Here is a 5,200-nt window from a genome sequence, read left to right as displayed (position 1 = left end):
TTACACGGCCTGGCAGGCGGGAATCCAGCGCAAATAGAGCGCGGAACGCGCACATCCGCACGATGGCGGCGGCAGGCGGCGGCACGAGTTTATGGCCGTCCGCCTTTCCCTCGCTCCGCCCTGAAGGAGCGCGAAGCGCGCCCTTTATACGCTGGATTCCCGCCCCTGTTCAAGCCAGGGGCAGGCTCTGCGCGGGAATGGCGAGGGGGGGGCATGGGAATGGCGGAGTAGGCTTTATTCGCTGGATGCCCATAGGGTTTTTGCACAGACTGCTGCGCGGGAATGGCGGAATAAGAGAGCCGCTATTCCTCCCTTCGATTGCGGAACGGGGCTTGCGGCGCGGCGGGGGCAGGGGGCGGACAGGATGGGCGGGCGGCGAGGCAGGCGCGGAGGCCGCCGAGCGGGCCAAGCTACTCGGCTGCCGTTTCGCCCGCGCCGACCCGGAAGCCGCCGCGCTCCGCCCCCGCTGGCTCGGCGTCGGCATTGTCCTTCGGGGCAACCGAAATGTTCAGCCCGCGTATCAGCAAATCGAGCTTGGCGTCCACCGCGGCGATTTCCCTGCCGAGCTCCACCTTCACTTCGGCGATCTCCACCCTCACCTCGCCGATCTCTTGTTGGAGTTCCGCCTTGACCTCGACGACGCTCTCGCCGACTTGCACCACCTTGTTGGCAGTCCACCCCCAAAGCCCCAGCAGGGCAGCGAGCATCGCGGTCCCGACGAGTTCCAGAATCCAGGTCTTTTCCAGCGGTTCCATTTTGCTTTCCTTGCTCATTTTGCGCTCCTTCGCAGCTGGGACCCAGGCAGGGGTCCAAGGGCGAGTATGCGCCCGCCGCCGCCCGCCAGTCAATCCCGGCCAGGCGGGTGCCAGCCGTTACGCAATCGAGGGGAAAAGATTCCCATCCCCGCCATTCCCATGCCCCCCTCGCCATTCCCGCGCAGAGCCTGCCCCTGGCTTGAACAGGGGCGGGAATGGCGGATATTTGCCATTGTGGTGAAACCATACGCCCCGTCGCTATTTGCTGTACCCCGAAGTACAATGCCAACGCGCTAATGTCTCTACGATCCCCGCGGCGGCCGCGGCGGCAGTGCGGCAGCAATGACGAACTCTACGGAAACCCTGATCTGGATTGATTTGGAAATGACCGGGCTCGACCCGGATCGGGACCGCATCCTTGAGATTGCCACCCTGGCGACCGACGCGGAGTTGCGCGAGGTAGGGGAGGGGCCGGTGCTCGCGATCCGTCAGGACGAGGAGACGCTGCAGCGCATGGACGAATGGAACCGCAGCCACCACGGCGACTCCGGCCTGCTCGAACGGGCGCGTAACGACGGGGTCGGCGAGCGCGAGGCGGAACGGCGCACGCTGGAATTTGTGCGCGGGCAGGCGCCGCCGAACCGCTCTCCGATGTGCGGCAACAGCATTTGCCAGGACCGCCGCTTTCTGTACCGCTGGATGCCGGAACTTGAGCGCTATTTCCATTACCGCAATCTGGACGTCAGTACGGTCAAGGAATTGTACCGGCGCTGGGCGCCAGAGTTGCCGCCCTTCGCCAAGCAGAGTCAGCACCTGGCGCAACAGGACATCCGGGACTCCATCGAGGAACTGCGCTTTTACCGCCAGCGCTTTTTCCGTCGCTGAGGGCGCCTTGATCCAGGCGGGCCCTACATTGCCGCGGGAACTGTATCTCGCCGAACAGGCGCGCGAGATAGATCGCATCGCCGCCGCCGAACACGGCATCCCCGCGCTGACGTTGATGGAACGCGCCGGACGGGCCGCATACCTCCTGTTGCGGGCGGCCTGGCCCGGCGCCCGTCGTCTGCTCGTGTTGTGCGGGGCGGGCAACAACGGCGGCGACGGCCTGGTACTGGCCCGGCTGGCGCGTGGCGACGGCTTGTCGGCGCGCGTGTTGCGTCCGTTCTCCGCGCCGCCGCCCGCCGACGGCATCCTGGCCACCGTCGAGCAGCGGTGGCGGGAGGCCGGTGGGGAGAGTGCCGCGTTGCCCGCGGCGCCGCTGGCGGATGCGGATGTCGTGGTGGACGCCCTGCTGGGCACCGGGCTGAACCGGGAAGTCGGCGGCGCACTGCGAGTTGCGGTGGCGGCGGCGAATGATTGCGCGGCGCCCGTGCTGTCGCTGGATATTCCTTCCGGCCTGCACGCCGATAGCGGTTGCCCCCTTGGGGCGGCGGTGCGGGCGCGGGCCACGATCTCCTTCATCGCCCTGAAGCGGGGCTTGCTGACCGCCGCCGGGGGAGAGTATTGCGGCCGGCTGTATTTTGCCGGGCTCGGGGTGCCGCCCGCCATCGGCCGCGGCCTCGCGTCGGCGGCACGGCGCCTGGAGCTCGCCGATTGGGAAGGACTTTTGCGGCCGCGGCCGCGCCATGCTCACAAAGGCGCCTTCGGTCATGTCCTGGTGGTCGGAGGAGAGCGCGGCTTCGGCGGCGCGCCGCGACTTGCCGCCGCCGCTGCCGGCCGCGTGGGCGCGGGCCTGGTCTCTGTGGCGACCCGCAACTGCCACGCGCAAGGGAGCGGCTATCCCCCGGAGGTCATGGCACATGGGGTAGAGGAGGCCGCCGCGCTGTCTCCCTTGCTGGCGCGGGCGACGGCGCTGGCGGTGGGGCCGGGGCTGGGGCGCGCCCGCTGGGGCGCCCGCTTGCTGGCGCGCGCCCTGGAGGCGCGCCGGCCCCTGGTGCTGGACGCCGATGCCCTGAATCTTCTGGCCGAAGACCCGCAGCGCCGCGACGATTGGATCCTGACCCCCCACCCCGGCGAGGCGGCCCGTTTGCTGGGTTGCGGCAACGCCGAGGTGCAGGCGGATCGTTTCGCCGCCGCGGCGGAGTTGCGGGTCCGCTACGGCGGCACGGTTGTGCTCAAGGGCGCGGGCACCCTGGTCGCCGATGCGCGGGGGATGGCGGTGCTGGACGCCGGCAACCCGGGGATGGCCGTAGGCGGCATGGGCGACCTCCTCACCGGCGTGATCGCCGCCCTGTGGGCGCAGGGGCTGGATGCCGGCGAGGCGGCCCGCCTGGGCGTTTGCCTGCATGCGGCCGCCGGCGATGCCGCCGCGGCGGCGGAAGGCGAGCGTGGCCTGCAAGCCACGGACCTGTTGCCATGGTTGCGGCGGCTGGCGAATCCCTGTCGCTGAACGTCGCCGGGGCGGAGGCCATGGAGCGGCTGGGCGCCTGCCTGGCGCCCTCTTGCCGCCAGGGCGCGCGCATCTACCTGCAGGGCGAACTCGGCGCCGGCAAAACCACGCTGGTGCGCGGTATTTTGCGTGGCCTGGGACATGCGGGCGCCGTGCACAGCCCCAGCTATGCCTGGGTGGAAACGTATGCGCTCCGCGGTCTGCCTCCCGTCTATCATTTGGATCTGTACCGTCTGCAAGGCGGGTCGGAGGCGGCGGAATTTTTGGGAATACGGGAATATTTCGCCGAAGATGCGCTGGTCCTGGTGGAATGGCCGGAACGGGCCGGCGATCTGTTGCCGCCGCCGGATTTGCTGGCGCAGTTGGGAATGGCAGCTGCCGGGCGGCGGATTCGCTTATGCGCGGATCGTCCTTCCGGCGATGGCTTGCTAAGGGCCGCTAGATCATTTATTCTATAAAAATAATATCATAAGATGCTTTTATGATAATGAACCTTAGATCGGCAGGAGAATGGCGCTCTGCGAGGGGCGGCCAAACCCTGTCTCGTGCCGCCGCCGGCGTTCTGTTGTTTGCCTGCGGCCTGCCGGCGGACGCCGCGCAAGTGAAGGGACTGCGCGCCTGGGCGGCGCCGGAGCATACCCGCGTGGTGTTGGATCTCTCGCAACCGGTGCGCTACAAGGTCTTCAGCCTTCAGGATCCGCACCGTGTGGTGTTGGACCTGCAACAGGCGCGGTGGCACGGGCGTTTCCCCAGGATCGCGCGGGCGGACCACTATCTGCGGGGGCTGCGCTCCGCGCCGCGCGGCAACGGCGATTGGCGGCTGGTGCTGGACCTCAAGCGGCCGGCGAAGGCGAAGGATTTCCTGTTGCTGCCGAATGGCCGCCACGGTCACCGCCTGGTGCTGGACCTGTTGTCGCCGCAACGGCGAACGCCGGCGAAACGCATGCCCGGCAAGGGAGGCGCGGCCCGCAAGGGTGGATACAAGATCGAGTCCAGAAGCAGGCCCAGGAGCGCACCCAGGGGCGCACCCAGGAGCGAACCAGGGAGCGAGTCCAGGAGCGCAAAGTTGTCGCCGCCGTTACGCCGGGGGCAACCGTTGCCCGAGGCGCAGCCCCTGCGCGATGTCATCGTGGCGATTGACGCCGGCCACGGCGGTGCCGACCCCGGCGCGACCGGGCCGCACGGCAGCCGCGAGAAGGTCATCGCGTTGCAGATCGCCAGGCAACTGGAGAAGCGGTTGGCGCGGATGCCGGGGATCCGCCCCGTGATGGTGCGCAAGGGGGACTATTACATGAAACTCGGCGCCCGCGTACGCAAGGCGCGTGAGCGGAAGGCGGACCTGTTCGTTTCCATCCATGCCGATTCCTTCCGCGACCCGCGGGTGCGCGGCAGTTCGGTGTATGTGCTTTCCCGCAAGCGGTCGAGCAGCGAGCATGGCCGCCTGTTGGCGCAGCGCGAGAATGCCGCCGACCTCATCGGCGGGGTGAGCATTTCCGACAAGGACGACTTGCTTGCCTCGGTGCTGCTGGACTTGTCGCAGACTGCCGCCCTGGAATCCAGCATCGAGGCCGCCCAGCTGGTATTGGCTCAGCTTCGCAAGGCGGCGCCGGCCGGCCGGGTGCACAAGCGGCACGTGGAGTCTGCCGGATTCATGGTTTTGCGCGCTCCCGACATCCCCTCTATCCTGGTCGAGGCCGGCTTTATCTCCAACCCGCAGGAGGAGAAGCGGTTGTTGGACCCGGCGTATCAGAACCGGATCGCGCATGCCATCTCCCGGGGAGTGCTGGATTTTTTCTCCCGCCGCGCGCCGGAAGGCACTTTGTTGGCGTCCCGGCGCCAGGCGCTGAGCCAGAACTGACGCGCAAGGCCCAGGCAACGGCCACAAGCCGTTACGCAATCGAGGAGAAAAGATTCCCATCCCGCCATTCCCGTGCTGTATATGTGCCTTCCATCATTCCGGCGAAACAGGCTGTGTAAAAACTCCGAAAATCCAGATCCGCGCGAAAAACTACCCACTGGCATGGCAAATATCCGCCATTCCCGCGCAGGCGGGAAT

General features: G+C 67.8%; 5 protein-coding genes. 4 read left to right on the top strand and 1 reads right to left on the bottom strand.

Features of this window, described 5'->3' with window-relative positions:
* Positions 1-410 precede the first annotated feature (410 nt).
* Entirely contained in the window at positions 411-773 is a 363-nt protein-coding gene (locus OXU43_06450) for a hypothetical protein (GenBank protein MDD9824793.1), read from the bottom strand.
* A 324-nt stretch (positions 774-1,097) separates the two neighbouring features.
* Between OXU43_06450 and orn the strand changes: the two genes are divergently transcribed.
* The 4 genes from orn to OXU43_06430 are packed head-to-tail and all read left to right on the top strand — an operon-like array spanning position 1,098 to position 5,002.
* Positions 1,098-1,640: an oligoribonuclease gene (gene orn, locus OXU43_06445; protein MDD9824792.1), complete on the top strand. Its 543-nt coding sequence runs from the start codon at positions 1,098-1,100 to the stop codon at positions 1,638-1,640.
* A gap of 28 nt (positions 1,641-1,668) precedes the next feature.
* Positions 1,669-3,144, top strand: a complete 1,476-nt coding sequence (locus OXU43_06440) for an NAD(P)H-hydrate dehydratase (GenBank protein ID MDD9824791.1) — start codon at positions 1,669-1,671, stop codon at positions 3,142-3,144.
* Entirely contained in the window at positions 3,111-3,602 is a 492-nt protein-coding gene (gene tsaE, locus OXU43_06435) for a tRNA (adenosine(37)-N6)-threonylcarbamoyltransferase complex ATPase subunit type 1 TsaE (protein MDD9824790.1), read from the top strand. Before OXU43_06440 ends, tsaE begins: the two co-directional genes overlap by 34 nt.
* Positions 3,603-3,631: 29 nt before the next feature.
* On the top strand, positions 3,632-5,002 hold the full coding sequence (locus OXU43_06430) for an N-acetylmuramoyl-L-alanine amidase (protein MDD9824789.1): 1,371 nt from the start codon (positions 3,632-3,634) through the stop codon (positions 5,000-5,002).
* Positions 5,003-5,200: the final 198 nt, after the last annotated feature.

Source organism: Gammaproteobacteria bacterium, assembly GCA_028817255.1.
Classification (GTDB): domain Bacteria; phylum Pseudomonadota; class Gammaproteobacteria; order Porifericomitales; family Porifericomitaceae; genus Porifericomes; species Porifericomes azotivorans.
The sequence above is the reverse complement of the archived record's forward strand: the minus strand, read 5'-3'. Positions and strand labels throughout refer to the sequence as shown.

Bases quoted from the DNA above. Each gene is read 5' to 3' on its own strand.
- OXU43_06450 (MDD9824793.1), bottom strand. From the start codon at position 773: ATGAGCAAGGAAAGCAAAATGGAACCGCTGGAAAAGACCTGGATTCTG.
- OXU43_06430 (MDD9824789.1), top strand. From the start codon at position 3,632: ATGAACCTTAGATCGGCAGGAGAATGGCGCTCTGCGAGGGGCGGCCAA.
- tsaE (MDD9824790.1), top strand. From the start codon at position 3,111: ATGGTTGCGGCGGCTGGCGAATCCCTGTCGCTGAACGTCGCCGGGGCG.
- orn (MDD9824792.1), top strand. From the start codon at position 1,098: ATGACGAACTCTACGGAAACCCTGATCTGGATTGATTTGGAAATGACC.